The sequence below is a fragment of the Pseudomonas sp. FSL R10-0399 genome, assembly GCF_009600165.1.
GTDB classification, from domain to species: Bacteria; Pseudomonadota; Gammaproteobacteria; order Pseudomonadales; family Pseudomonadaceae; genus Aquipseudomonas; species Aquipseudomonas helleri.
The window spans coordinates 1-440 of sequence record NZ_WIWK01000303.1 but is presented as its reverse complement, the minus strand read 5'-3'; the positions used below and the strand labels follow the sequence as shown (position 1 = coordinate 440).

General features: G+C 58.4%; 1 protein-coding gene. It reads left to right on the top strand.

Going from position 1 to position 440, the window contains the following annotated elements:
• Positions 1 to 101 precede the first annotated feature (101 nt).
• Positions 102 to 440, top strand: a 339-nt coding sequence (locus tag GHO41_RS29545; protein WP_153435369.1) for a hypothetical protein, incomplete at its 3' end; no start/stop codon positions are given.

Genomic DNA, 440 nt, shown 5'->3' with positions numbered 1-440 from the left:
CCTTCTGGTGGCAACGTCTCAATGAAGGGAATGCCCTATGACGCCCGCGTTTACACCTACGACCACGCCACGGCGCCTGACTGATAAAGGATCTGCTAACCATGCTTGCATACCCTGAAGGTCTGCCTACGCCGCAGCGGGAGGGCTACGGCTTTGATCCTGTCAGTCCGATGACCAGCACAAAGCTGGTGAGCGGGCGTTCGGAGCGGCGCCGGGCTTTTGTCAGCACTCCCACTGTGGCCACCGTCACCTGGTTGCTGACACCGTCCGAGGCACAACTGTTTGAGGGGTGGTTTGAATACGTTTTGCTCTCCGGATCATTACCGTTCGAATGCCCACTCCTGACCCCGATAGGGATGGAGTCGTACCGCGCCAACTTCGTCGACATCTACAGCGGCCCAGTCTTGGTGGGTGTGGATTTTTGGCGGTTCAGTGCTCAG